This window comes from Neorhizobium sp. NCHU2750, assembly GCF_003597675.1.
Classification (GTDB): Bacteria; Pseudomonadota; Alphaproteobacteria; order Rhizobiales; family Rhizobiaceae; genus Neorhizobium.
Genome location: NZ_CP030830.1, coordinates 272,421 through 297,960, shown reverse-complemented (window position 1 = coordinate 297,960; position 25,540 = coordinate 272,421). Strand labels below are relative to the sequence as shown.

The 25,540-nt window shown below is 58.2% G+C and carries 23 protein-coding genes and 2 pseudogenes; 12 read left to right on the top strand and 13 right to left on the bottom strand.

The features are described 5' to 3' along the window. Nucleotides 1–111 precede the first annotated feature (111 nt). From NCHU2750_RS27610 to NCHU2750_RS27575, 8 genes and pseudogenes are all read left to right on the top strand, one after another. Nucleotides 112–846, top strand: coding sequence for a substrate-binding domain-containing protein (locus NCHU2750_RS27610; RefSeq protein ID WP_119944997.1), 735 nt, complete (start codon nucleotides 112–114; stop codon nucleotides 844–846). Nucleotides 847–875: 29 nt separating this feature from the next. Continuing rightward, nucleotides 876–1,280 (top strand): extracellular solute-binding protein, encoded by a 405-nt coding sequence (locus tag NCHU2750_RS27605; protein ID WP_162939834.1) that lies wholly within the window; start codon nucleotides 876–878, stop codon nucleotides 1,278–1,280. A 100-nt stretch (nucleotides 1,281–1,380) separates the two neighbouring features. Beyond that, a complete protein-coding gene (locus tag NCHU2750_RS27600) occupies nucleotides 1,381–2,484 on the top strand; it encodes an ABC transporter ATP-binding protein (RefSeq protein ID WP_119944995.1) in 1,104 nt (367 codons plus the stop codon). Then, nucleotides 2,481–3,485: an ABC transporter permease gene (locus tag NCHU2750_RS27595; protein ID WP_119944994.1), complete on the top strand. Its 1,005-nt coding sequence runs from the start codon at nucleotides 2,481–2,483 to the stop codon at nucleotides 3,483–3,485. Before NCHU2750_RS27600 ends, NCHU2750_RS27595 begins: the two co-directional genes overlap by 4 nt. Beyond that, nucleotides 3,482–4,357 carry an ABC transporter permease gene (locus tag NCHU2750_RS27590; RefSeq protein ID WP_119944993.1) on the top strand — a complete coding sequence of 292 codons (876 nt, stop codon included), beginning with the start codon at nucleotides 3,482–3,484 and terminating at the stop codon, nucleotides 4,355–4,357. The genes NCHU2750_RS27595 and NCHU2750_RS27590 overlap by 4 nt, the downstream gene beginning before the upstream one ends. Nucleotides 4,358–4,376: 19 nt before the next feature. Then, on the top strand, nucleotides 4,377–5,711 hold the full coding sequence (locus tag NCHU2750_RS27585; protein ID WP_119944992.1) for an NAD(P)/FAD-dependent oxidoreductase: 1,335 nt from the start codon (nucleotides 4,377–4,379) through the stop codon (nucleotides 5,709–5,711). A gap of 62 nt (nucleotides 5,712–5,773) precedes the next feature. Continuing rightward, entirely contained in the window at nucleotides 5,774–6,127 is a 354-nt protein-coding gene (locus NCHU2750_RS27580; protein ID WP_119944991.1) for a cupin domain-containing protein, read from the top strand. A gap of 150 nt (nucleotides 6,128–6,277) precedes the next feature. Then, nucleotides 6,278–6,541 (top strand): annotated as a pseudogene (locus tag NCHU2750_RS27575) (DNA polymerase thumb domain-containing protein); the annotation flags it as partial. A 422-nt stretch (nucleotides 6,542–6,963) separates the two neighbouring features. On the opposite strand, the gene NCHU2750_RS27570 reads toward NCHU2750_RS27575, so the two are convergent. Together NCHU2750_RS27570 and NCHU2750_RS31015 are read right to left on the bottom strand one after the other, a co-directional pair. Further along, nucleotides 6,964–8,898, bottom strand: a complete 1,935-nt coding sequence (locus NCHU2750_RS27570) for a methyl-accepting chemotaxis protein (protein ID WP_162939833.1) — start codon at nucleotides 8,896–8,898, stop codon at nucleotides 6,964–6,966. Nucleotides 8,899–9,168: 270 nt separating this feature from the next. After that, nucleotides 9,169–9,603: an oxidoreductase gene (locus NCHU2750_RS31015; RefSeq protein ID WP_245480529.1), complete on the bottom strand. Its 435-nt coding sequence runs from the start codon at nucleotides 9,601–9,603 to the stop codon at nucleotides 9,169–9,171. Nucleotides 9,604–9,676: 73 nt separating this feature from the next. Between NCHU2750_RS31015 and NCHU2750_RS31330 the strand changes: the two genes are divergently transcribed. Beyond that, nucleotides 9,677–10,057, top strand: coding sequence for a transposase (locus tag NCHU2750_RS31330; protein ID WP_162939832.1), 381 nt, complete (start codon nucleotides 9,677–9,679; stop codon nucleotides 10,055–10,057). Between the two features lie 281 nt (nucleotides 10,058–10,338). Here the strand turns inward: NCHU2750_RS31330 and NCHU2750_RS27550 are convergent, their stop codons facing one another. The 6 genes from NCHU2750_RS27550 to NCHU2750_RS27525 all read right to left on the bottom strand — a co-directional run bounded on the left by NCHU2750_RS27550 (nucleotide 10,339) and on the right by NCHU2750_RS27525 (nucleotide 18,710). After that, a complete protein-coding gene (locus tag NCHU2750_RS27550) occupies nucleotides 10,339–11,670 on the bottom strand; it encodes an LLM class flavin-dependent oxidoreductase (RefSeq protein ID WP_119944989.1) in 1,332 nt (443 codons plus the stop codon). Nucleotides 11,671–11,903: 233 nt separating this feature from the next. Next, nucleotides 11,904–13,874 carry an ABC transporter permease subunit gene (locus NCHU2750_RS27545; RefSeq protein WP_245480557.1) on the bottom strand — a complete coding sequence of 657 codons (1,971 nt, stop codon included), beginning with the start codon at nucleotides 13,872–13,874 and terminating at the stop codon, nucleotides 11,904–11,906. Between the two features lie 31 nt (nucleotides 13,875–13,905). Beyond that, complete coding sequence (locus NCHU2750_RS27540; RefSeq protein WP_245480528.1) at nucleotides 13,906–14,976, bottom strand: ABC transporter substrate-binding protein; 1,071 nt, start codon at nucleotides 14,974–14,976, stop codon at nucleotides 13,906–13,908. Between the two features lie 67 nt (nucleotides 14,977–15,043). Then, nucleotides 15,044–16,141, bottom strand: a complete 1,098-nt coding sequence (locus NCHU2750_RS27535; RefSeq protein ID WP_349509039.1) for an ABC transporter ATP-binding protein — start codon at nucleotides 16,139–16,141, stop codon at nucleotides 15,044–15,046. A gap of 275 nt (nucleotides 16,142–16,416) precedes the next feature. After that, nucleotides 16,417–17,598: an acetylornithine deacetylase gene (gene argE, locus NCHU2750_RS27530; protein WP_119944988.1), complete on the bottom strand. Its 1,182-nt coding sequence runs from the start codon at nucleotides 17,596–17,598 to the stop codon at nucleotides 16,417–16,419. A gap of 167 nt (nucleotides 17,599–17,765) precedes the next feature. Next, nucleotides 17,766–18,710: a LysR family transcriptional regulator gene (locus tag NCHU2750_RS27525; protein ID WP_119945085.1), complete on the bottom strand. Its 945-nt coding sequence runs from the start codon at nucleotides 18,708–18,710 to the stop codon at nucleotides 17,766–17,768. A gap of 215 nt (nucleotides 18,711–18,925) precedes the next feature. On the opposite strand from NCHU2750_RS27525, the gene NCHU2750_RS27520 reads away from it, so the two are divergent. The 3 genes from NCHU2750_RS27520 to NCHU2750_RS27510 all read left to right on the top strand — a co-directional run bounded on the left by NCHU2750_RS27520 (nucleotide 18,926) and on the right by NCHU2750_RS27510 (nucleotide 21,456). After that, complete coding sequence (locus NCHU2750_RS27520) at nucleotides 18,926–20,176, top strand: flavin-containing monooxygenase (RefSeq protein WP_119944987.1); 1,251 nt, start codon at nucleotides 18,926–18,928, stop codon at nucleotides 20,174–20,176. A 70-nt stretch (nucleotides 20,177–20,246) separates the two neighbouring features. Further along, nucleotides 20,247–20,660 carry a RidA family protein gene (locus NCHU2750_RS27515; protein ID WP_119944986.1) on the top strand — a complete coding sequence of 138 codons (414 nt, stop codon included), beginning with the start codon at nucleotides 20,247–20,249 and terminating at the stop codon, nucleotides 20,658–20,660. Nucleotides 20,661–20,778: 118 nt separating this feature from the next. Next, a complete protein-coding gene (locus tag NCHU2750_RS27510) occupies nucleotides 20,779–21,456 on the top strand; it encodes a DUF1028 domain-containing protein (RefSeq protein ID WP_119944985.1) in 678 nt (225 codons plus the stop codon). A 309-nt stretch (nucleotides 21,457–21,765) separates the two neighbouring features. On the opposite strand, the gene NCHU2750_RS31000 is transcribed toward NCHU2750_RS27510, so the two are convergent. The 5 genes and pseudogenes from NCHU2750_RS31000 to NCHU2750_RS27490 all read right to left on the bottom strand — a co-directional run bounded on the left by NCHU2750_RS31000 (nucleotide 21,766) and on the right by NCHU2750_RS27490 (nucleotide 25,534). Continuing rightward, nucleotides 21,766–22,131, bottom strand: a complete 366-nt coding sequence (locus tag NCHU2750_RS31000; protein WP_245480527.1) for a transposase — start codon at nucleotides 22,129–22,131, stop codon at nucleotides 21,766–21,768. Between the two features lie 140 nt (nucleotides 22,132–22,271). After that, complete coding sequence (locus NCHU2750_RS30995) at nucleotides 22,272–22,508, bottom strand: IS110 family transposase (protein WP_245480526.1); 237 nt, start codon at nucleotides 22,506–22,508, stop codon at nucleotides 22,272–22,274. Between the two features lie 453 nt (nucleotides 22,509–22,961). Then, nucleotides 22,962–23,489: pseudogene (locus tag NCHU2750_RS27500) on the bottom strand (IS6 family transposase); the annotation flags it as partial. A 93-nt stretch (nucleotides 23,490–23,582) separates the two neighbouring features. After that, the gene (locus NCHU2750_RS27495; protein ID WP_119944984.1) at nucleotides 23,583–24,281 is read right to left on the bottom strand and encodes a type 1 glutamine amidotransferase; all 699 of its coding nucleotides are present in this window, start codon (nucleotides 24,279–24,281) and stop codon (nucleotides 23,583–23,585) included. 134 nt (nucleotides 24,282–24,415) lie between these two features. Beyond that, nucleotides 24,416–25,534, bottom strand: coding sequence for a M24 family metallopeptidase (locus NCHU2750_RS27490; RefSeq protein WP_119944983.1), 1,119 nt, complete (start codon nucleotides 25,532–25,534; stop codon nucleotides 24,416–24,418). Between the last annotated feature and the right edge of the window lie 6 nt (nucleotides 25,535–25,540).

Genomic DNA, 25,540 nt, shown 5'->3' with positions numbered 1-25,540 from the left:
GCAATTCCATTCTGCGGAATTCTAATCGACAAGCCGGCAAAGATCGGCAGAGGGAATACTAAAGATTGAAGGACTCCATTTGCCACTAGGACGCCAACCAGGGGAATTTCAATGACTGATGCCAAAAAGGCTTCTGCCACGCAGTTGACGATTACCGCCGCCCGCGCATTCAATCGTCGCAGTTTTCTGAAGACCGCTGTCGCCGTGGGAACGGTCGCAGCAACCGGGCCAGCCTTCATCCGCCGTTCGTTGGCCTCTTCCGGCGAGCTGAACATTCTCTGCTGGACGGATGAGCTGCCGGATGCGGTGATCAAGGATTTCACCGATTCAACGGGGATTAGGGTCAACAAGACGCCTTTCTCGTCCAACGAGGAGTTGGTCAACAAGCTGCAGGCGACTTTCGGTGAAGGCTATGACTTGTGCATGCCCTCGTTCAATCGTGCCCCCGAGTTCAAGTTTCTCGAAGTTCTCAAGGCCTTCGACACGAACCGCATGAAACTCGATCACTACGATCCGTCGCTGCTGAAGGCCTCGACCGACCTATGGACCTGGGATGGTCTTTACCACGTGCCGCATGTATGGGGCTCGGAAGGCATGGCTTGGCGCACGGATCGCGCCGATCTCACGTATGAGAAGATGAGCTATGGGCTCATCTGGGACCCCCAATTTGCCGCCAAGGCCCAGATTCGCCCGGTCTCCGGCTTGCTTGGGCTCGGCCTCTGGCTCGATGCTACCGGCAAGGTGCCGTCCAACCGCATGCTCGACACCTACAAGGACGAGGCAACGATGCGAAAGATCTACGATGAGATCCTGAATATGCGGTGGCGCACAAGGCGGCGCAACTGAAGCAATTCTGGGATTCGTCCGATAGCATCATGTCCGGTTTTGCGGAAAACGGATGTGCCATAGGCCAAACTTGGGACGGCCCGGTCAAGCGCATGGTCAAGGAAGGCAAACCGGTCGGCTTTATGGCGCCTCAGGAAGGTGCACTCGCCTGGATCGACGGCTTCGCCCTGTCCAAGGCCGTCGCCAATGTCGATCAGGTCTACGCCTTCTTCGATTATCTGACCAAGCCGGAAGTCGGAGGAAAGGTTGCTACGGTGTCGAGTTACAACTCGTCAATCAAGGGCGCCGACAATTTCACCACCGACGTCGACAAAAAGCTCTTCCAGTCGTCCTATCCGGGAGATGCCCTGTCCAAGCTCTGGCGCTATCCGCCGAGCCCATCGTGGTTCCTCTCCGTCCGCAATGAATATGCGGAAAAATTCAAGGTCGCCTGACCCTACTTCCCGCCAATAGCCATACCGTGCCGCCGTCCTCCTGCGGCGCGGTGTTCCTGTTGCGTCCAGCCGGGCGCCATATGATGCAGAAGGTGACTGAATGACTGCTGCAATAGAGCTTGAACGAGTCCGGATTAGCTTTGGAAACTTTACCGCCGTGCACGAGACGGACCTCGAAATCCGGTCGGGCGAGTTCTTCAGTTTCCTTGGGCCTTCCGGTTGCGGCAAGACAACCCTGCTGAGGGCGATCTCGGGTTTCGTCGAGCCGACCGCCGGTCGTATCCGCATCGGTGGAAGCGACATGAGCGGGATTGGTCCCAACAAGCGCCCTACCGCACTGATCTTCCAGAATCTTGCCCTCTTCCCAATGATGTCGGTTGCCGACAACATCGGTTACGGATTGCGCGTGCGCGGCGTGGGGCGTGGCAAGCGTGACGAGACCGTCCGTCGTCTCCTCGATCAGATCGCTCTGCCCCAGCATGCCGACAAGCGAGTCAGCGAGTTGTCAGGCGGACAGAAGCAGCGTGTGGCAATCGCCCGTGCGCTCGCCGTCGAGCCCAAGGTTCTGCTTCTCGATGAGCCGCTCTCTGCCCTGGACCTCAAGTTGCGCCAGCACATGCGTCGTGAACTGCGCGAGATCCAGCAGCGTGTCGGCATCACCTTCATCTATATCACCCACGACCAGGGCGAGGCTCTAACGATGTCGGACCGTATTGCGGTGATGAATGCCGGCAGGATTGAGCAGGTAGGCGACGGCCGCAGCATTTATGCTCGGCCTGCCACCCCGTTCGTTGCCTCCTTCGTCGGGGAAAGCAATGCGATTGCCGGAAAGGTCGTCTCGACGGATGGCCAGATGGCTCTCATCGAGACATCCCTCGGCACGCTGCAGGGGCGTAATCCAGGCAATCTTGCGAGCGGTGAAAAGGCAACGCTGTTCATTCGTCCCGAACAGTTGCGTATCGGCCCCGAAGACCATGCTATGTCTGCCGGAGTCAATGCGTGCGGCGTCAATGTCAAGCTCCACGAACTCGCATTCGAGGGCAATGTTACGCATCTTCAGCTTCGCGCGGAAAACGGTGCGTCGCTTGCCGCAACGCTCGTCACAGCAAATCCTGACGATCTGCCGCAACCCGGTGCTTTCTTCTCCGCCCTCTTCGAGGCGCAGAATGCGGTGATCCTGTCGGACAAAGGTCGCGCGGCATGAGTAATCTCGGCATTACGACACTTGCCACAGTTGCTGTGGTCTGCACTTTTCTGCTGCTGATCCGTTTCGATAGCAAGGAGCGTGGAACCCGCATCGGATTTTTCCAGCGCAACGGTCTCGCCGTCGGCTCATACCTGGTGCTCGCGGTTGGCTTCTGGACGATCTTCACCATCATCATGCCGATGATGTTCATGGTCGATCTGTCCTTCCATCAGAAGCTGCCGCCCTCGCAGGTCGGTGGTCCGAACGATCTCTACACGCTCCGCAACTATCGCTTCTTCCTGTTCGGTAGCGCAACGAGCACGGCCCAATGGAACTGGCTGCATCTTCGCAGCTTCTTCGTCACGATCGGGGCGAGCTTGGCCCTCACCGTCGTCAACTTCGCCATTTGCTATCCGATCGCTTACTATATGGCTCAGTCGGCGCCCGCCCGCAAACTGCGCCTCGTTCTTCTTTTGCTCGTGATTCCCTATTGGGTCAACGATATCCTGCGGGCCTTCGCCTTCCGTATATTGCTCGCGGATGGCGGTTTCGTGAACAAGATGCTGATGGCATCCGGGCTGACGAGCGCGCCGGTCGATTTCCTCTCGAACAACACGGCCCTCTTCCTCGCGCTCTGCTATTCGCATCTGCTCGTCATGATCTTTCCTCTCTACAACGCCATCGAGAGCCAGGATCATAACCAGATCGAGGCGGCCCGCGATCTCGGCGCGCCCTGGTGGCATATCCATCTGTTCATCGTCATGCCGCATGCCAAGCCCGGCATCGCCTCCGGCGCGACGCTCTGCTTCATGCTGACTGCCGGTGCGGTTGCGACGCCTCTCGTTCTCGGAGGTATCAACTCCCTGTGGTTCACACCGATTGTCTATGACCGGTTCTACCAGTTGTTCGATTGGCCTCAGGGGGCGGCCTATGCCCTGGTTCTGCTGCTCGCCTGCATCTTCTTTGTCCTCGGCGTCATGAAGCTCTCAGGCCTCAAGCTCGGGGAGATCGCCAAATGAAGCAGCCTCTCGTCACGCGTTTTGCGCTCGCCTTCTACATGGTGATTTTCTTCGCCTTCCTGCTTGGTCCGCTTGCCATCATGGGCATATCGGCATTCAACACGCCGAGCTATCCGCAAGTCTGGCCGATCGAAGGCATCACATTCAATTGGTTCCGGCAGCTTGCCGGTGACCGGGAGATGCTTCAGGGCTTGCAGACCAGTGTCGTCATCGGCATTTGGGTGGTGATCCTGTCGGTGCCGCTCGGGCTTGCCGGCGCTATAGTCATGACGCAGGTCTTCCGCACCGCCAAGTCTTTCTACTATTTCGTGGTCGTTGCACCGGTGCTGACGCCAGGCATCGTCATCGGTATCGCAACGGTGGTCTTCTGGCGCGATTTTTCCGGCTGGATCGGCCTGCGAAGCCTTCTTTACGGTGGCACGGTCCTGACCGTGCTGGCTCAATCCAGCTTCATTGCCTCCTATTGCATGTTGATCATCATGGCCCGGCTGCAGCGTTTCGATGCCGCGCTCGAGGAAGCGGCGCTGGATCTCGGCGCAAGCTATCCCCAGGTGTTCCGCGACGTGCTTCTGCCCTTCCTACGACCCGCATTGGCGTCTTCGGCCATGCTCGCGTTTCTCAGTTCATTCGAGAACTACAACGCCACCACGTTCGCCATTCTCTCGGACAAGACGCTGACCACTGTTCTGGCGGCACGGGTACGGCTTGGCACCTCGCCAAGCATCAGCGCTCTGGCCACGTTGATCGTCGTCGTCACCATCGTCGCGGCGATCGTGTTCGAAATCATCAAACGCCGCAACGACAGGCGGCGCGAGTATCGGCTGAAGCTGGCCTGGGAGGCCGATGCCGCCGAACTCGCCCAGCCAATGTGATCTCCAGAAAGGACATCGAATGTCACCTCGCGTTGAAGCGGTAAACTCGGATCTTGCCCTGCCGGAGGCGGTGGATGTCGTCATCGTCGGTGGTGGCATCATCGGTAGCGCGGCAGCACTCTTTCTTGCCGAGCGCGGCCTGTCGGTCGCGTTGATCGAGAAAGGCCGGATTGCCGGGGAGCAGTCCAGTCGTAACTGGGGGTGGTGCCGCGAGCAATTGCGCTCGTTGCCCGAAGTTCCTCTGGCGCTGAAAAGCATGGCGCTCTGGCGCGGCATGGATGAGCGGATCGGAGAGACCTCCGGCTTTCGCCAGACGGGCATGATGGTGGTCTCAGTCAGCGAAGAAGAGGTCGGCCACTGGAAGAAATGGATGGATGATACCGCGCATTACGGTATGCCCGGCTCCATCCTGTCTGCCGCGCAAGTGAAGGAGCGGCTGCCGCTTACCTCGGAAAAGTGGATCGCGGCCATCGAATCTCCCGTCGACGGATGGGCCGAGCCCGCGGTGGCGGCGCCGGCGATTGCCCGTGCCGCTCAGCGCAAGGGAGCCCTCATCATCCAGAACTGCGCCGTGCGCGGCTGGGAAACCAAGGCTGGCAAGGTTTCCCATGTCATCACCGAAAAGGGCTCCATTCGCACCAGCCAGATTCTGGTTGCGGGAGGAGCATGGTCGTCGATGCTGCTGCGCCACCAGGGTATCGCCATCCCGCAATCGGGTGTCTATGCGACGGCCTTCCGTACGGAGGCTTCGGCCGAAGTCCATCCCGGTGGCGTCGGCAGCCCGCTATTTTCCTATCGGCGTCGAATGGATGGCGGCTACACGATCGGCTTGCGCGGTCGCGGTCGCGTAGAATTGTCGCCGCTGGGCCTTCTTCAATGGCGGGAATTCTTTCCGCTCTTCCTCCGCCGCAAGGGGGAGGTGTCGCTATCGATCGGGCGGTCGTTCTTCGACGGGCCTTTCGCCTGGCAGCGCTGGCGCAACGACCAGCGATCCCCCTTCGAGAATGATCGCAGCCGTATCTACGATCCAGCGCCGGACGACAAGCTTGTCGATGCCGGTATGGAGGCTTTCCGCAAGGCATACCCCGTGATGGCCAATATCGGGGTTGCGGAAAAATGGGGCGGGCTGATCGATGCCACTCCGGACATGGTGCCGATCATCAGTGATGTTGCGGGACACCCCGGCATTCACATAGCGACCGGGTTCAGCGGTCATGGTTTTGCGCTCGGGCCGGGCGCCGGCTGGCTCGTCGCCAGCATGATTGCCGGCGAAACGCCCGACGTGGATGCGTCACCCTTTGCGCTTTCGCGTTTCGCCGAAGGTCGTGCTCATACCGCGCATCGATGGGTCTGACCCATTCTTTCGTCAAACCATTGTCTCGGCCAGCTTCCTCTCGCTTCACAAAAGGACATTCCATGACACTCCTGAAGACCATTCTCGAAGCGCCGGAAGATGCGCCGAAACTGGTTATCCCCGAGCCGCAGAAAGTCGTTTCCGGCAATCCGGAATTCAAAGTCTGGCGTCAGGACGACGACAGAAATGGTGCCATCCGCACCGGTATATGGGAGGCGACGCCTGGTGCCTTCACCATCGCGAAGGGGCAGAATTACGAATATTGCCACATCCTTAAGGGCATGCTGGAACTCTCCGAAGATGGAGAGAAGCCGGTTGTCTACAAGGCCGGCGATAGTTTCGTGATGAAGCCGGGTTTCTCCGGCGTCTGGAAGACGATCTTGACCGTGCGGAAGATTTTCGTCATCACAGATTGAAGCGTGTCGGCGCTAAGCGCGAGTCCTGCTCATCAGGAGCTCCCCGCTCGTCCCAATTTCGTCCGCCGTGAATAGCGGATGAAGCAAACGGCAATAGCGTTACTAAGGGCCAGGCAAGGGCCGTGGATAGACCAGTCGAAAGTCTCGTTATCCGACCTCAACAAGCCGAACGGCGAGGCGGTGATCACACCAAAGAACAGGCCGTCCTTTGTCGAGCAGCTCGCCGGTAAGAAATTCCATGGCGTCGGTCCGGCCACCGCCGAAAAGATGCATCGGCTCGACATAGAGACAGGGGCGGATCTGAAGGCGCAGTCGCTGCCATTCCTTGGTCAGCATTTTGGCAAGTCCGGGCCGTATTTCTATGGCATTGCCCGCGGGATCGACAACCGACGGGTCCAGCCAGACCACATGCGAACGCTTTGGCGCGTTGATCATGAGGCAAGCGGATTGGCTTGTAGGACCATCGTGTTCCCCAAGTAACCCGCCGCCAGCCTCGTGCCCACTTTATCCGGATCAGCCGATCTGCTGATTCGCATGATAAGGCGCTGAGGCGGGAAGCACACCATCACGTTTTCCGAAGCGCGAGGACGCTGCCTACGCCGAAGACCATCGGAGTTCGCGATCATTGAAATTGGATGATCGCGAACTCCTTTCGAACGTGACGAGGTTTGGATTTTAGGCGGCCAAGGCATTCTGCGTATATATCTCGCTCATCAACAATGATGATGCGGCATCCAAGCTGAGAGGAAATGCGCGGCGAATATTTACGCCGATCCTCATTTCCGCTTGGAACACTACACTTTTGCGAAAGCCCGCTCCGACGCCTTAGGCGATGTTCAGAAATTCTCCCAGTGCTTTTCTGCGGCGGCGACATTTCCGAAGCTCTGCGCAACACGGCTATTCAAAGCCCTTGCCGGCGACGCGACCGCGCGCACATCGCTCGTGGCGGCTGCCACGGGCCGCTTTGACGCTTTCCTGGCGCTTTCGGAAAGATGGAACTGAGACAGAAGGGCATTCAACGAGGTGGCTTCCTTCGCCAGGCTGTGGCTTGCGGCATTAGTCTCCTCGACCATGGCCGCGTTCTTTTGGGTACTCTGATCCATGGAGTTGATGGCCGTATTAATTTCGTGAATGCCAACAGACTGCTCGCGCGCCGCCTCCACGATCGCCTGCACGTTCCTGGTGATGTCGGTCACCTCGCGCTCGATCTGGCCAAGAGCCTCTCCGGTTTCTCCGACAAGCTCCACACCGGTCCGGACCTGGCTCTCAGAGGTGTTGATCAGCAGCTTAATCTCCTTGGCAGCCGTCGCGGAGCGCTGTGCGAGCTCGCGCACTTCCTGAGCAACGACGGCAAATCCCTTGCCGGCCTCGCCAGCTCGAGCGGCCTCGACGCCGGCATTCAGGGCCAGCAGGTTCGTCTGAAAGGCGATATCATCAATCACGCCGATAATGTTGCTGATCTCCCCGGACGATTTTGCGATCTCGTTCATGGCCGACACCGCATTGCGGACGATACCGCCGGATCGCTCGGCACCGGAACGGGTGCGCTCGACGAGAACACTCGCCTCTTCCGCACGCTTGGTGGAATCCTTTACCGTCGTAGTGATCTGCTCGAGTGCCGCCGCTGTTTCTTCCAGCGAAGCCGCTTGCTGTTCGGTTCGACGAGCAAGATCATCCGCCGCACTGCGGATCTCGGAGGCTCCGGAATTGATTACGCTCGCATTGCCTGCTACCGCGCTAAGCGCGTCGTTCAGCTTTTCGAGCGAGGCATTGAAACTTTCCCGCAAACCATCCAGATGCGCGACGAATGGTTCATTGATGCGATAGGAGACATCCCCGTCGGAAAGGCGCGAGAGACCATGGGCGAGAGCATGAACTGCCACCTTGGTGTCGGCGGCATCCCTGGCCTTCGCATTTTCGCGTGCCTGCGCCTCGCGCACCGACAGAGACCGGCCCTCATCGGCTTCCTTCTCAAGACGGACACGCTCAAGCGCGTTGTCCCGGAAAACCGCGACGGCGGCAGCCATCTGTCCGACCTCATCCTGGCGCAGCAGACCGGGAACCTCCCTGCCGGTATCGCCAGAGGCCAGCGTCACCATATGCTCCCTCAGCCGGTTGATCGGCCCGGTGATGCCGCGCGACGAAACGAACAGGCCGAGGACGATCGTGCCGATCAGGGCGAAGCCGAGCATCACCAGGCCGACGAGGATGGAACTGTTGGTCTTGGCCCGCAGCTCAGACGTTCCGGAATCGAGCACCGTGATCAGCTGGTCGTTGGCGCCGGCGAAGAGCGGCAGGATTGCGGTCAGCGCGTTGCCGGCGCGGAGCGCCGCCTTGGCCGCTTCATCACGCTGCCCGGCCTTGGCGAGTGCGATGACAGTCTGGCCGAGCGCATCGAAACCATCGACAGCCTTGAGCATTTCTTCGGCCGGCTTCGCGCGGGCGGCAACAAGCCGGCCCGTCGTCGCGATACGGTCCTTCATCAGGGCGAGGTTATCTTTGTAGATCTTGAGCGAGGCGGCGAAATCTGGGGATGCCGGATCCTTGATGACGATCTGGCCGAGCTGGAAACCAAGCTGCAACAAACCGCCCGTTGCCCGCGCATTCAACATGGCCGCCATGCTTTCCTGGGACAGGAAGTTCGAATAACGGGTATCCGCGCTTTTGAACTGGACACTCACGTAAGCAAGACCACCGATGGCGATCATGCCCATCAAGGCAATGACAGCAACAATCTTTGTCCTGATTTTCGAATTCTTCAGGATATTCATTCTGACCCCAGCTCTATTTAAGATTCAACCCAATAAGACACGCCTCGCAGGTGCGTGGCGGACGGGCTGCGACGGAACGGCGATGATGGAAATAAGGAGGATGGCCACATATTCGCGCGATCATTGCGCATACCTCTCCCAAGAGCAGCCAGCACGCACTCTTATATAAGAGATTTACGGAACCATTAAATTTGATGGTACTTATGCGCCAAATCCTCGAAGGTATTGGCCCCGTGACCTGAGACCCATCGTCCCTCCAGTGTTTAGGGATCAGAGCACCTCAGTATGTTCCAGCGGGAAACGCATCCGGTCGATGATCGAACCACCGTAGGAATCGGTGTGCCGGTTGGTCCCGTTGTGAAGGCAGGCATCTGCCAGACAGCCGTTCGCGGCATGCAGTTCGATCTCATCAAAACCGACCACTTTGGCGAGCATGCGCATATCGTCATCCCACCACCAAGGAACGCGGTTACGCGTCCTGACGATGCCACGCACCCAACTGTTCGTGATTGCCATATTGCCGAGATTGCAAAGCAATCTCGGTTGGCGTGGCAAACTTCGACGGGTTACAATCAACACTGCCGGATAGAAACCCAGATGGGCCGATGAAAGACCGTCAGCGGGCCCAAGCTGCAAGCCCGTAGCCTCGGCAATCAGAAGACCGAGGCCTACATCGGCATTCGTGTTCTCAACCGAATGTCCCAACTAGGCGCGTCCCCATAAAAGGGGTTCATCTTATTTACGGTATGTGATTCACTCTCCGTGAAAGGAGATTGCCATGCACCGTCACGAATTGAGCGACGAAGAATGGGACATCATCGCACCACTTCTGCCGAACAATACCCGTGGAGTTGAACGTGTCGATGACCGCCGTGTGATCAACGGCATGCTATGGCGTTTCAGGACTGGTTCGTCTTGGCGAGATCTGCCGGAGCGCGCACTCGGCAGAAAATCGTGGCTCTTCGCCGGATCAGACCGCGGTGCAGATCGCGCAGCCTTCATGGCCACGCTCATCATGACGGTAAAGCTCAACGACATCGATCCGCAGGCGTGGCTTGCCGACGTTCTTGCCCGCATCGCGGACACGCCGATTACCAAGCTGGAGCAGTTGCTTCCGTGGAATTGGATACCGCCGACCGTCAACGCTCAAGCGGCCTGATCTGCGGTCCTCACCGTAGGCTTACGTGGCTGCTGCATTTTTCACGGCTTCAAGTTTCATCGATGCCATGGCTCAGCTTCTCCCCTCGGCCAGAAGTGTCTTGGCGAGTGTGAGGCGGCACCTCCTGCCGATTGAAAGCGGGATCCCCGCGTGAATTTTGCGGTCCAGGAAGAGCGACGCCGCCACCCGCTGTTCCATGCAACGCGGCCGCATACGCCCATATGCGCCGGCCAGCTAAAGTTTGCGGCAGAATCTACAGCACGTTGGCTGCCTGAGTGAGATCAGCTGCGGACGTGGCGGTTTTTCGGGCGGACCAATCCTAGGTTTTCGCGAAGCGTCGTTGCCGTATACTCCGTCTTGTAGGAACCACGCTCCTGTAGGATCGGGATCACCTTATCGATATAGTCGTCGAGATTGCCGGGATAATAGCCGATTGGTATCATGAACCCGTCACTGCATCCCGCTTCGACCCAGTTTTCCATGAAGTCGGCGACCTGTTCGGCTGTCCCACGCATGACGCGGTTGCCACGTCGGTAGGTCGTGCCGATATCGCGTAATGTTTTGCCCGAATGGATCAGTTCCGAAATCTGGTTGAAATAGACGGTATGGTTGTTGGAAGTCTTCGGGATCCTGTCAAGCGGTACCGGCTCGTCGAGAGGAAGATCGAGAAGGTTGGTTTCCAGGTCCATGCTCAGATAGAGCACGGCCAGTTCCGGCGGCACCAGCGATTGCAGATACTGGAATTTGTCTTCCGCATCCTTTTCGGTATCGCCGATGACGGCATCAAAGCCGGACAGGATGTTGAGCTGGTTCGTATCGCGACCGAATTTCTCCATCCGTCCCTTGAGATCCCCATAGAAGGCCTTGGCCGATTCCATACTGGAACCGGTACCGAAGACTATCTCGGCCGTTTCCGCCGCCAGTTCCTTGCCGGCATCGGAGGCACCTGCCTGGATGATCACCGGGTGTCCCTGAGGGGAGCGGGCCACATTAAGGCCGCCATAGACCTTGAAGAACTTCCCCTGATGGTCGACCACATGGTATTTTTTTGGGTCGAACTGCATGGCGTTCGCCTTGTCAAAAACGAAGGCGTCGTCTTCCCAAGTGTCCCAATAGGATTTCACCAGCTCGACGCATTCCTTGGCCTTCTCATAGCGTTCGCCATGGGGTGGCAGCCTTTCCAGGCCGAAATTACGCGCCGCGTAGTCGTTTGCTGACGTGACGACATTCCAGGCTGCACGTCCCTTCGAGATGTGGTCGAGGGCCGCAAATTGCCGCGCAATGTTGAAGGGTTCGAAAAAGCTCGTTGAGACCGTCCCGCCAAGGCCGATATGCTGTGTATTCACCGCTACGGCGGTCAAAACCGTAATCGGCTCAAGCCCATTCTGATAGATCGGCGACTTCGTCCAGGTATCGAGATACTCGGTGCGGGTGGCCGGTGTGTCAGCGATGAAGAACAGGTCGAAGAGACCTTCTTCGAGGCGCTTTGCTGCGCGGATATAAACATCGATATTTGTGTCGCCATCAGGCTCTGCTTCCGGCAGGCGCCAACCTGCTCTGTGATTACCGTTAGCCTGAAAAAGGCAGCTTAGACGGATCTGCTTTTTACTCATTTTTTGCGCTCTCTCAATGCCGGACGCTATTGTTCTCCGGATGTCAAATGATGGGTGGTCGCTCGGCGAGAGCGGAGTAAGTGATGATGTTTCGGCTTATTGCCTAGTGATCGCCTAATATGAAACAGCGCTTCAACACCGGCTCAGGCTTACCAATGGGGTCTTCGGTTTACGGCATTGCCCGCCAAGCGACGATCAACCAATCGATGCTGTGGTCGCGCACCGCTTCAATCTTATCGAGATCCTTCTCCGCTACGCCTTGGCTGGAGCAATTCGATAGCCACGAACATTAGGATTGTAACTCCGAGCACCACAACGGAGGCCGCAGCAAGGGTTGGTGTGACCTGCAGGACGATGTTGTTCCACATCTGTAGCGGCAGAGTGGTCTTCAGTCCCCCACCAAGGAACATCGCCACGGTGAGCTCCTGGAAAGAGTGCAGAAAGCCCGTAATGAAGCCGACTGCCAGCCCACCCCTCATGAGTGGAAGGGTTATGCGCAGAGCGGTTTGGATTCGCGAGGCGCCAAGTGTCGACGCCACTTGATCAAGCCGCCAATCATGCGCTTTGAACGTCGCTAGCAGAAACACAAAGACGGTCGGCAATGAGATCACCGTATGGCCCACGATGATCGAAATATCCGTCGCAACCAATTGCAGCTTGGCGAACAGGTAGAACATAGCGATAGCAATGACGATAGGAGGAACGATCATTGGCATCACGAATAGAAGAAATGTAATCCCCACCAGTTTGTTTGCAGATCGGGCGATTGCGAAGGCGGCGAAGGCTCCGATGACTAGCGTCAGTGACGCAGACGCGACACCTATCCCCACCGATCGTATCGTGGCTGACACCCAAAGTGTCGAATTGCCGTATTCGTTGAACCATTTGAAGCCATAGCCGGGAGGCGGAAAGCTCATGAAGTCGCTGGTCGTGAAGGCCATTGGTATGAACGCGACTATAGGGAAGAGAAGCAGACAAATGATCAACCAGCAATAAACCGACAGGAGCCTGTGTCCCCGAAGTCCTTTGAACGTTCTTTCATAAACACTCCCTATCGCCGCGAAGAAGCTTCCCAAACAGCGCGTTGATAGAACCGCGATCAGTCGCTTGCAGCTGTCAGCCTTGTTGTGTGCCTCTCCCCCGGAGATCGCCGAAAGTCCGAACAGGCGATCATAAATGAAGATGGCAATGAGCGAACCGAGCACAAGGACGACGGCAAGTGCGCTGCCCATCTGCCAATTCTGGAGCTGGTTGATCTGCTGGATGATGATCTGCGTTATCATCGTGTCCTGACGGCCTCCGACGATAGCGGGAGTTATGAAGAAGCCGAGGGACGAGATGAAAGTTAGCAGGCAGGCCGTTGCAACGCCTCGCATGGAGAGTGGAAGATAAATCTGCCAGAACGCCTGCGGTCCGCTGGCCCCAAGGGTTCTCGCGGCCATTGCCAGTCGCGGATCAATCTTGTTCATGATCGGCAGTAGAGTGACGATCGTAAGCGGCGTCATGGTATGGACCATCGCAAAGATCACCATACCGCGATTAAAAAGCAGATCGACTCCATCATTGTAGCCAAAGACATAGGCAACCTTCGACACTAGTCCAGAGCGACCGAGAAGCACCAACCAGGAGAAGTTCAGAACGATAGGGCTCGTCCAAAATGGGATGAGGATAAAGGTGAGCGATATGCGCTGTGTTCGAGGTTTGCGGCTGGAGAGCCAATATGCCAGCGGATAGCCAAGCAGCAGGCATAGGATTGTGACTTCGATCGCGACCAGGAAAGTTGTCGCCATGACCCTCAAATAAACGGTGGAGACGAACAGGCGCCCAAATGCCGAAAGGTCAAAGTTACCCGTCTTCGCATAGAAGCTGACCGAAAGCATCTGCAGCGTAGGGATCAGGAACAGACCGACGAGAAAGACGATGCCTGGTCCCGCAAACCAGAACACGTCCAACGACCGCCGCTTTCGAAGTGCTATTTCACCCGGCCCGGTTGTCGCAACATCCGCCATATTTTTTAACTTTCTCGTCTGCGATTGAATTTGCTTGCTGCCACAGACCTGCTCTCGATTTTCGTCGTAAATCAATTTCGTGACCCAACCGGCCATAGAGAACAGACCGCATTTTGTCTCTTCGGGCAGAAGTCGTGATGCTTGATGCATTCCAAATCGGGCCTTTGCATTGGGCAAACGCCGCGATCGTGCCACGTCTGCCAAAAGCGAAACCGTCTCTGAACGACTACTGGAGTAGAAATTCTTCCATGCGTTCGGCCATAGCGTCGTAATTCTTGCCCCACCATTCGCTGTTCAACGCGAACAGATTGCCGAAGTTTTCAGGTGCAGTCGGCAGGAGCGCTGCACGCTCTTTGGGAATGAAATCGAACGCTTTGGTGTTCGAGGGGCCATTGGTCGTGATTTTAGCGTAATTTGCTTGGTTTTCCGGCTGAAGGCAGAATTTGATGAACTTTTGCGCGAGAGCAAGACGCGGTGTACCGACAGGTATGGACCAGCCATCGACGCTATATGAGCCTTGAAACACCAGCTTAAGCGGCGCGCCGCCGGCGATCGCCGCATTCGCACGCGCAGACCAGGTGTCCGACAGGTCAACCTCGCCGCTCTGCAGCATCTGTGTATTCTGCGCGCCGCTCGACCACCATACAGCGATTTCGGGCCGGATTCTTTCGAGTGAGGCAAAGGCACGTTCTACGTCGATTGGATAAATGTCGGCCGGCTTCATGCCATCTGCCAGCAATGCGATTTCCAAGAGGCCCCAGGCCTGCTTGTAGAGACCACGTCGGCCCGGGAATTTCTTGACGTCCCAGAAATCGGCCCAGCTCGTCAGTTCCTTTCCACCGAACTTGTCGCCGCGATAGGCCATTACTATAGCGAAGACCGAAAAGCCAAGCCAATTTTCGGTCAGCATACCGGGAAGGATATTGGTACTTTCTTCCTTGGTGATCCCAAGAGGTGCGAGATAGTTCTTGTCGCTTGTAAGGCGCGCAGTAGCGGCCGGCGTCACCATTGAGACATCCCAGATATAAGATTGCGTATCGACCAACAGCTTGAATTGTGAAACTGGGTCGGTATTTTGCGCCACGCCGACCACCTTAATACCGGTTTCATTTTCAAATGGCTCGTAAAAGGCGGACTTGATCGCTGCGCCTGGCGATCCGCCGACATCAGCAACCGTTATCTGATCCGCCGCAAAGGCGCCCTTGGTGTAAATAGCAGGTTCCGCCAGTGCGACGGCGGTTCCACCCGCGGCTTTCAGAACAGAGCGGCGTGTAAGTCGAGTTTTCATGATCGGCATGCAAGTTCCCCTTTTTGCTTAAGCCTCGGGTTGGATGATCGGGGCGACGGTCTCACCAGGACTACCATCAGTTCGTCAAATAGCGTGCGTCGTCGGCGCTCCATGACAGGTCGATACGGCTGCCGATGCGGATGGGCGTCAATCCAGCTGGGCGGCGGATCGTTACTGGCGTACCGTCGCCGAGTGCCACGAGAACGCGCGTTTCCGAACCGGCATAGATGGTCTCGGTGACTACGCCAGAGATGAACCCCGCGCCTGCTTCCGCAAGCGTCATCTTCTCCGGCCTGATCGCCAACGCACCCCGGTCGCCAGACTTCGCGGCGACATCACAGGGTAGCGGAACGGTGGCGCCCTTAATCTCGAAGCCGCCTGAACCGAGCTTGCCGCGCAACAGGTTGGTGATGCCGATAAACTCGGCGACGAAAGCGGTCCGCGGACGCTCGTAAATGTCTTCCGGTGAACCGAGTTGCTCGATCCTCCCGCCGTTCATCAGGCAGATGCGGTTCGACAGCGCCAGCGCCTCTTCCTGGTCATGTGTGACAAACACGATCGTCGCTCCGGTTTCGCGATGGATGCGCTTGATCTCGATCTGCATGCTTTCTCTGAGCTTGCGGTCAAGCGCCGACAGGGATTCATCCATCAGGATGATTGAGGGGCTGTAAACGAGGCATCGAGCCAGCGCCACGCGCTGCTGCTGGCCGCCGGAAAGTTCGGACGGGAAGCGCTTGCCGTATTGGGCGAGCCCCACCATGTCGAGGGCCGCCTCAGCCTTCTTCTTCGCCTCTGGCACGCCTACTCTGCGCATTTCCAGCGGGAATAGCACGTTTTCCATCACCGTCAGATGTGGAAATAGCGCGTAGTTCTGGAACACGACGCCGATGTCGCGCTGGTTGGCGGAGGAATTGGTGAAATCCTTGCCATCAATCACCAGCCGGCCACCGGTCGGCTCCACCAGGCCGCAGATCATCTGCAGCAGCGTCGTCTTGCCAGAGCCGGAAGGCCCCAGCAGCGTCAGCAATTCACCTGTCTGGATCTTCAGCTCTATCGGATGCAGCGCCACGCTATCGCCGTAGGATTTGCTCAGCCCCTGCGCATGGAGCTTCGGCTTTTGCATTGCGCTGGACGTACCGCCGGACGGGACGAGGTTTTCCGGCATGTCTGTCATCTTGTCTTTCTCCGATAAAACTTGCGTTTCCCGCCTTTCGATCAGTAAGCCTCCCGGCTGTCCACGGGTAAATTACGGATTTCGAGGCTTATGATTAGACGCTACCTAAGCAGAAGGTGGCGACCAGAAATTGAGCGGATTGCCCATTTATCAAGATTCCAAAACAGGCCAGTCACAGGGGACTCCTGCAGCAAAGCTCATTCTTTAGGCAAATACCAATCACTCCCGGCGGAGAAGTTAATTTGGCTTTTATCAAGCCGACCCCGACGCGCTGTTCAAAAATCCTGGTCGGCCGACGGCTCCTGTCGGCAGAAGCGATGGACGGCCTCCAGCAGCATCCGATCGCAAGCGATCAGCTGGCTCCGTTCGATGAACTCATCCGGCCGATGGCCCTGCTCCATGCTTCCCGGACCACAAATGACGACCGGCACATCGAGCGACTGCGCAAAAAGTCCGCCTTCCGTTCCGAAGCTGACGCGACAATCCGCCGTTCCCTCGGGCAGGCATCCCCTGAACGCTTCGACCGCCGGATCATCTACTTCCGTGGCAAGGCCGGGATAACTGCCGGTATCCTCCACCGTGATGTCGGCCTCGCCAAATCGCGCTTGGTAGGGCCTCGCGGCAGCGGATGCGATCTTGCGAATTCGTTCAACGAGGGCGAGAGGGTCGTCTGCCGCCATGATGCGGCACTCCATCAGCAGTTCGGCCCGATCGGGAACAAGATTGACCGCCGTTCCGCCGGCGAGTTTTCCGACATGCACCGTTGCATAAGGCACCGAATAGCCCTCCTCACGGGGACCTTTCGCCTCGATCTCATCCTGCAGCCCGCGCAGGCCCACGACGAAATCCGTTGCCAGATGCAAGGCATTTACGACGAGAGGCGCCTCGGATGAATGTCGCGGCGTGCCGGTAGCAGCAACACTGAAAGCCATCTTCCCCTTGTGGCCGAGGCCAAGCTGCATCGAGGTCGGCTCGCCGACCACGATGAGATCAGGGCGAATGCCTCGATCGGCGATTTCCTCGAGCATCGGGCGCACACCAACACAGCCGATCTCCTCATCGTAGGAGATCGCCAGCCAGAGCGGCGCCGTCAGGGTCTCTGGCTCCAGCCTTTCCACAAGCGCCATGACGGATGCAACGAAGCCCTTCATGTCGGTCGAGCCGCGGCCATAGATGCGCCCTTCGAGCCATGTTGCCTCGAAGGGCGGCACCGTCCAGGCCTGCCCCATTGCGGGCACAACATCGACATGGCCGGACAGCATCAGGCCGCCGGCCGCATCCGGCCCGAACCGAGCCAGGAGTGCCGCCTTGGTTCCCGTTGCGTCGGGGAAGCGCTCGCAGATCGCGCCGGCCGCCACGAGATGCGTCTCTATTTCATCAATCAGGGGCAGATTGGTGTCGGCGCTCACGGCGGGATGCGCAATCAATCGACCGAGCCAGTTTTCAGTCTCAGTCATGATCTGTCATCTCCGGGAACAGTTATCATTTCCATGGGATCAGCGGTCATCAGAGGCACAATCCGCGGCCCCGCAAGGGCCATGCGGGAATATTCGCATCGGGCCGTGAGATATCAAAGTAGGATATTCGGAACTGGTGCTTAGCAAAAAACGAGCCCGCTGCCCGGTCAGGTCCGACGCAGATTGAGGACCGGTGCGTCCATGCCCGGAACATAATTGTCCGAGATCAGCTGGCGGCAATGATCTTCGAAACTGCGCACAAGCCGGGTCGTCACCTGCTGGCCGACCCGGATGAGCCCGATGCGCATCGGTCTGTGCTCGCCTGCGAGCCGCAGCGAAACGAGGCGCCGCCCGTCCAGTGCCGCCTTGTTCTTGGGCCGGACATTGGCAAGCGTATAGCCATAGCGATTGCCGACCATCGTGCGGATGACTTCCTGATGCTGGATCTGCGCGACGATATTCGGCGTCACTCCAGCAGCGACAAACAGGGCAAGGAAATAGTCGCGTGACAGCGGCAGATCGAGAAGAATGAATTCCCGCTCCGCCAGTTCGGCGAGCGTCACAGCCGAACGGGCAGCCAGCGGGTCCGTTTCAGCCACCTGGACATAGGGCGGCAGCTCCGCAAGCGGCGTGAACTCGAAGTCCTCCGGAACCGACAAATCGTAGGAAAGAGCAATATCCAACTCGGCCCGCTCGAGCTTCGAAAGAAGCGTGCTGTGATCGGCGACCGTCGGCCGGACATGGGCCGCCTGGTATGCGGCGTGAAAGCTCTGGCTGACTTCAGGCAGCAGCATGGGGGCAAATGTCAAAAGGCAACCGAGGGACAAGGTTCCCCGAACCTGCTCTGTGGCCTCCGATGCTGTCGTATACAGATTTTGCACCTGTTCCATCACGGTCTTTGCCTGTAGCAGCAGCTTCTGGCCGGCTGGCGTCAGGGAAAGACCTTGCGCATGGCGGCGTAGGAAGAGCTGCGTGTTCAGCTCGATTTCCAGCTGCGATATAGCGGTGGAGATCGATGGCTGGGAGACATGAATCCGCTCGGATGCAAGTGTGATCGAGCCAGCTTCCGCGGTCGCGATGAAATATTCGAGCTGGCGAAGTGTGAAGCGCATCTGGGGTGCCATGGGCAGTTTCTAGGATGTTCTTGCCGGACTTGTCACCTGTCAATTTGAGCCGGCTGTTTCCACTCGTGGGAACGAAGCTACTTTCGGCGATCCTAATCAGTGCTGCAGGAAATCATAATTTTCCGACATCAGGCGCTTCGCTAAATCGGAGGCAAGCATTCGACGATGTTTTCGGGCTCTGTCGAAACAGGAAGGACCAATGGATGTCAGTCGAAAAGATCCACACGCTCGTGGTTGGAGCCGGTCAGGCCGGGGTCGCGATGAGCGAGCATCTCAGCAAGAATGGCGTTAAGCATCTCGTTCTTGAACGTGGTCGCATCGCTGAGCGGTGGCGCTCGATGCGGTGGGACTCATTGGTTGCCAATGGGCCTGCCTGGCACGACCGGTTTCCCGGCATGGACTTTCCCGGAAATCCGGATGCCTTTGTTGGCAAGGACGGGGTTGCCGACTATTTCGCCGACTATGCAGAGAAGCATGGAGCGCCGATCCGCTGTGGCGTCGACGTGACCAGCGTCGAACGGCTGGAAGGACGCCCCGGCTTTCGGGTTGAGACCTCTGAGGGCACGTTCGAAGCGCAGAACGTGGTTTCTGCGACCGGCCCCTTCCAGAAGCCGAATATTCCGCCGATCGTCGCCGCAGATTCCGGCATCCGCCAGATGCATTCCAGCGAATATCGCAATCCGGCGCAGCTCGCCGAGGGCGCCGTACTCGTGGTTGGCGCCGGCTCCTCGGGCGTTCAGATTGCCGAGGAGATTATGCGTTCCGGACGACAGGTCTATCTCTCGGTCGGCCCCCACGACCGCCCGCCACGCTCCTATCGCGGCCGTGACTTCGTCTGGTGGCTGGGCGTTCTCGGCAAGTGGGATGCCCAACCGCAAGCGCCCGGGACGGAACATGTGACGATTGCTGTCAGCGGCGCAAACGGCGGCAAGACCATCGATTTCCGCCGTCTGGCTGCGGAGGGCATGATTCTGGTCGGCATGACGGGCGGCTATGCCGACGGTAAGATTTCCTTCGCTGGCGATCTCGGCCGCAATCTCAACCGGGGTGACGATAATTACCTGTCGCTCCTCGACGAAGCCGATGCATTTATCGAGCGAAATGCACTGGACCTGCCCGAAGAGCCGGCAGCGCGCGTTCTGGGCCCTGAGGTCGACTGCGTCACTAATCCGCTTGGCGAACTTGATCTCGCCCAAGCCGGGGTCACGACCATCATCTGGGCAACGGGCTTCGTCTCCGACTATCGCTGGCTGAAGGTCGATGCTTTCGACGAGGCCGGCCGGCCGAAGCACCAGCGCGGGGTTTCTCCCGAAAAAGGCATATATTTCTTAGGCCTGCCCTGGCTTTCCGGCCGCGGTTCGAGCTTTATCTGGGGCGTGTGGCATGACGCAAAGCATATCGCCGATCATATCCTTATCCAGGAAAACTATCTGAACTACTCACCACATGGCTGATTATCCCGACCGATGGCCAGCCTGATGGCGAGCCCGGTCCCACTGCCTGCCTGATCCGACGGAGACTACAATGGCGCATACCCGCATCCGCAAATTCAACACCAAGGAAACCTATCCCGAGCAGAAGCTCGATAACGACCTTTGCCAGGCCGTCGTCGCACGCGGCACCGTCATCTTCCTGCGCGGTCAGTGCCCTCAGGACCTCGACACGGCGAAGAACATCGACAGCCACGATCCGGTCGATCAGACCCATAAGGTCATGCAGAATATCCGCCAGCTGGTCGAGGAGGCCGGAGGCAGGATGGAACACGTGACCAAGCTTGTCGTCTATCTCACCGATGTGCGCCACCGCGAGGCGGTCTATCGGACGATGGGCGAATATATCAAAGGCGTGTTTCCGGTCTGCACCGGCCTCGTCGTCGTAGCCCTTGCCCGTCCCGAGTGGCTGGTCGAGATCGATGCAACGGCCGTGATCCCGGACTGAACGGGGCCGATCTTCTATCACGCCCAGGCTCCGGCACAGCATGTTCTGGCCGGCGCCGGAGGCTTGTTTGCCTCTTAGGTTTGAAAACCGCCAACCGCCTGCCACAGGAGATTTCCGCATGACATTTTCCATCGTCGCCCGCTGCGCAAAGACTGGCCAGTTCGGCGTTGCGATTTCGTCATCGTCACCTGCTGTGGCCGCGCGTTGTGCATGGGCGAAGGCTGGCGTCGGCGCTGTCTCCACCCAGAACGTCACCAATCCTGCGCTCGGCGCCTTCGTGCTGGAAAAGCTGCAAAGTGGTGCCACCGCGGCGGAAGCCGTCGATGCCGCCCGCCGGCATGATGCCTATCCCGACTATCGGCAGGTTCTCGCCGTCGATGCGAAGGGCGAAACGTCGATCCATTCAGGCACACGGGCGCTCGGCATCTGGACATCGGCGACCGGCAAAGATTGTGTTGCCGGAGGCAACCTGCTTGCGAACGATGGCATCCCCTCCGCCATGATTGCCGCCTTCGAGTCATCAGACGGCAGCCTGGGCGACAGGCTGATCGTGGCACTCAAGGCGGCCGTGGAGGCAGGCGGCGAAGCGGGTCCCGTCCATTCGGCAGGCCTGCTGATCGTCGATCGGCAAAGCTGGCCCTATGCAGAGCTGCGTATCGACTGGGTCGACGACACCTGCCCCGTGGCGGCAGTGAGCCGGGCCTGGGAAATCTACCAGCCCGAGGCTGACGACTACATAACGCGTGCGCTCGATCCCCAATCCGCACCATCTTATGGTGTCCCTGGAGATGCCTAAGGTGTTTGGTCCCAACATGTCATGGGTTGGTACTCGAATGAAGATCTCAGGCTTTGTCTCGCTGAGTTGCCTAATTGCTTCGAACGGTGCTTTAGATCGTAGGGCTTCAAGGGTCTGTCCGCACTGATGGCTGCAGGCAGCGATCGTACTGTGTGGGGTTTCACAAGGTCGAACGTTGCATTGACTTGAAGCGGGCTCTCTGGCCCATCCGGTAACCTTCGCAGATCATTCGTCCCTGCGTTCCCTCTCGGGACACCGCCTCGGATCAGCTATCTGGCTTCACCACTGGCAAACAGATTATACCTCATCCTATGCTTGGAACAAAATGCCATTGCGCAGCATGGCATGTATGATGACGGCAAGACGACGCGCGAGCGCCACCCGTGCCTTCCGCAGTCCACGCCGCTTGGCGATCTTCATCGTCCAACCCTTGAGCGCATAGCTCCCGCGACTGCGCGTGAGGATCGAGTTGGCCGCTTCGTAGAGGAGTTTCCGGATCGTGCTGTCACCTTGTTCGGTGATCCTCCCCGTCCAATCAATTTCTCCAGATTGATGACGTTTGGCGACGAGGCCAAAGTAGGCACCGGCAGTGCGCGATTGTCGGAAGCGGCCGACTTCATAAACGGCAGCGACAAAAGCAGCAGACGTTTGCACACCGACACCGGGGATGCTCATGAGTTGCCGGCAGGATTGGGATCGATGGGCGAGCTCACGTAAAACACGATCTATCTCCTTTTACTGCGCAGTCAGGCCTGTTCTCACTGCGAGTAGTGCGGTGATGCTCTGCTCCAAACCGGGGATTTTGGCAGCCTCCATCACCCGATCGAAAATGCCTTACCTTGGCTAGGCCCGGGCTTGAAGCCGAAGATCGCGCACAGGCCGCGGATCATGTCGCCGAGGCGAACTCGAGATTCGACCAGATGGTTGCGTGTCGTAATGATGCTTCGCACGCCGTGTGCCGCCGGAGATTTGACGTGCACCTCATAGAAATCGGTTCTGGCCAGTTGTGCCAGGGCGGCTGCGTCATGCGGGTCAGTTTTGTTGGCCTTCAACGCCTATAGGCTTTGGTGTGCCTGCCGGGCATCGATGCAGACAATGGGAATATCCACAGTACGCAAGCCATGGCGTCGCCGGCGACATACGTCCGGTTTCTATGGCAGCTCGTCCGACGCCGCCTACTTCGCGTAATGCATATGCGATCATATCAGGACTGCTCAGGACCTTCATCGAGGCGACCTTCTTACCAGCTTCGTCCACAAGCCGACCTGCGTGGAGTCCATCGACAGGTCTAGTCCGGCATAGTACGTTATGGCTGCGTCCTTCCTTTAGCTTTGGATAGCCAGAAGTGTGACCCATCTTTCGGGTCCGAGGGAGGCAGCCACAAATTACCCGATGATTGATTAGCTGAGGCGATCCATTGCCAAGTTGTTTGCGGCTGGTCGCGCGCGATGATGGCTCGGGTATTTTAGACGATCATTTCAGCGGTGTAGTCGACCCTTGATCTACTCCCGTTTTCGGGTGAGACGGTGCGAGTTTTCAATTCTATTGTTCAGGCCCTTGTGCGCCGGATGATCGGCATCTGGCGCCAGGGTGTCTGTATTGGCTTGACTTAGCTGCCAAGCTAATCGGTCACGACGACACTCGGTTTGCCAATTGCCTGACCGGAAAAGAAGCGTTTGCTGCCTTAGTGTTGCGGCGAGGCTGAACCAAAATGTCGAAAACATCACCGTCAGCATCGATTGCCCGCCAGAGCCAGAATTTCTGGCCGCCAATGGTGATGACGGCCTCATCGATGTGCCACTTGTCATTCGGCTTTGGTCGGTCCCTGCGAATGCAAGTGGCAATATGCTGACCAAAACGATTAATCCATAGTCCAGCAGTTTCCCCGCTAACAATCACCCGCGCCCCGCGAGCGGGTCTTCCACATCTGCCTACCCAGGGCAAACCGGGTGATAAGCCCAAACCGCATGAGCCACGATCTCACGTGGGAGACGGAAACCCTTCAGCCAGGGAAATGCGCTTGGTAATCTCATTGCTCCTCGATACCAGAGACGCCAACATCAAACAACTTGGCAATACCTCACAGCCATGGGGGAGCAGTTTCTCTTGTAAGACTTCTGATCCGCTTATCGACCTCTGGCACCGGATTTCAATATCTCTCTGAGAACTTGTCCCATGGAGACCTGATCGACGAAGCCATACTGCATGCTCGTCAAGGTCGCTGCCTGGACGGCTTCGGGCAGCGCTGCCCCTCTTTCTTCGAAGAGGCCGGCGAGATATGGCATGCTGAATTCGGGATGCGGCTGGAGCGTCAAGATCGGACCCGTATAACGAAGGCCAGCAATCGGACATTCTGCGCCGCTTGCAAAAACCTCAGCTCCAGGGGGCGCTTCCACGACCTGATCGCGATGCCATGCATTGACGTGAAACTCGCGACCGGTTGTATCGGTATATGTCTGCGGTCCTGCAATCCAGCCGGAGGCTGCCCGCTCGACGCGGCCGCCGAGCGCCTGAGCGACGATCTGGTGGCCGAAGCAGATCCCAACCAGCGGCCGACCGGCCGCCTGGATGTCGCGAATAAGCCTTTCCAACGGCGCAATCCAGGCATGGTCCTCGTAGACGCCGTGGCGCGACCCCGTGATAATCCATCCATCCGTCACCATTGCATTTGGCGGGAAAATCCCCTTCTCGACGTCATAGGCGACATAGTCAAAGTCGTCTTCACCCAGCAATTGCCGAAAAAGAAAGTCGTAGTCGCCTTGGACGGCGGCAAGATTTTCCGGCGCCGCGCCCGGCTTCAGAATGCCAATTCTCGTCTTCATCATCACATTTCCCGATCGCCGTGCATCCGAGCGGATGCGCGAACGACATTCTATGTCCTCGGATATACGGAATCGGCCGCCATTCGTCGCGATCTCCGCCGTCGCACGGATAATCGCCGACGAGTGAGGGCGGCCGATTATGCTTCAAAGATCCGCCGTTCCGCCAGGGTAAGGCGTTCCGAGCCGGTCTCGGTGACAAGCATCGTCTCGCTGAAGGCTACTCCCTCTGCCGAGACATACATGTGAAATACCATGCCCGGCTCGAGTGTCCATTCGGCATTGGGAAGGAAGACTCGGCTGAAATCGCTGGTGCGGGGCGTGTGAAGCGGGAAGGCGCCTATCGTATATCCGGTAATGTTGAGATAGTCGGGGCGAAGACCGGCAGCGAGTACGCCATCGCGGGCAATCGCGTCGATATCCCTCGCGACAGCACCCGGCTTCATCGCAGCAAATTGCCTATCCTGGATCGCGAGCAGCCGCTCGGCGATCGCCTTGCGTTCATCCGCTGGCCCTATGACGACGGGGCGCATGATGCGCGAACTGTAGCCATCCTTGAAGGGCAGCAGTTCGAGATGCAGGATGTCGCCACGTTTCAGCGGCGTGCCCGTCATGTACCCATGAAGGAAGTTGTTACCGATGCCGGCCGTGATGATGCCTGCGCGAGCGGTATCGGCTCCCTCCTCCATGAAGACACGGTGGACTTCGGCGGCAGCGTCACGAGCAGAACGCCCTTCCCCGGCACTAGCAACGGCGGCTGCTATAGCGAGATCGCCGATCCGCGAAGCCTCTCGGAGCAGCGCGATTTCAGCCGGTGACTTGCACATCCGCAGCACTTCCAGAACGCCCGAGAAATCGCGGAACTCTGCGGCCGGGAGCTTCGCCTTCAGCTGCCTGAAACGCCGGATAGGCATGCAGTACGATTCTTCGTCGACACCGATGCTCCTATCGCCGAATCCGAGCCTGGTGATCGTTGATGCCACGGCTTCGATCGGATCTTCCCAATCTGCGAAAGCAACGGACTGCGTGATCCACGAACTGTCGAGAAACGGTCCGAGATCGACGGCGCGCAGCACCATGACCGGCTCTCCCGCCAGTGGCACGAGGCAAGCCCTGTACATGTTTTCCGAAATCGAAAAACCCGTCAGATGAATGAGGAATTCGCTCTGGTCAACGATCAGCAGGTCGATGTTGCGGGCAGCCATGTCGGCTCGAACGCGCTCCAGGCGCGTCTTGTATTCTTCCAACGTAAAAATCATGATTTC